We start from the raw sequence: 692 nt of genomic DNA, 5'->3' as shown, positions 1-692 counted from the left end.
GGCCGACCGATCTCGAACACTCGGATTTACCTGCTAGACAGCCACGGTCAACCGGTGCCGCTAGGCGCAGTGGGTGAACTGTATATCGGCGGCGCAGGCGTGGCTCGTGGCTATCTGAACCGCCCAGAACTGACCACCGAACGCTTCCTCCCCGATCCCTTCTCCCATCACTCCGATGCCCGCATGTATCGCACCGGCGATCTGGCCCGCTACCTGCCCGACGGCAATCTTGTGTTCCTCGGTCGCAACGACCACCAGGTTAAAATTCGCGGCTTCCGCATCGAGCCCGGCGAAATCGAAACCTCTCTCGCAGAGCACCCCGCCATACGCGAGGCCGTCGTAGTCGCACTCGGCGACACGGACAAACGTCTGGTGGCCTATGTCACAGGCAACGAAACATCGCCAGGTGAACTGCGCGACTGGCTCGCCAGCCGCCTGCCCGATTACATGGTCCCTAGCGCTTTCGTGCGGCTGCACGCGTTGCCTCTCACCCCCAACGGCAAACTCGATCGCCGGGCACTGCCCGCTCCGGATGCCGACTCACTCGCCCATGCCGCGTACGAAGCCCCCATCGGTGCACTCGAGATCGCACTGGCCGACATCTGGCGTGAACTCCTCGGCGTCCACACGGTCAGTCGACACGATTCATTCTTTGCGCTTGGCGGACACTCCCTGCTCGCTGTTCAAATGAT

General features: G+C 62.6%; 1 protein-coding gene. It reads left to right on the top strand.

The features are described from left to right. Nucleotides 1–692, top strand: a 692-nt coding sequence (locus tag BN2475_RS32075) for a non-ribosomal peptide synthetase (RefSeq protein ID WP_143326016.1), incomplete at both ends; no start/stop codon positions are given.

This window comes from Paraburkholderia ribeironis (genome assembly GCF_900019265.1).
GTDB lineage: Bacteria > Pseudomonadota > Gammaproteobacteria > Burkholderiales > Burkholderiaceae > Paraburkholderia > Paraburkholderia ribeironis.
Note: the sequence above shows the minus strand (reverse complement) of the source record. Positions and strands in the feature narration are given on the sequence as shown.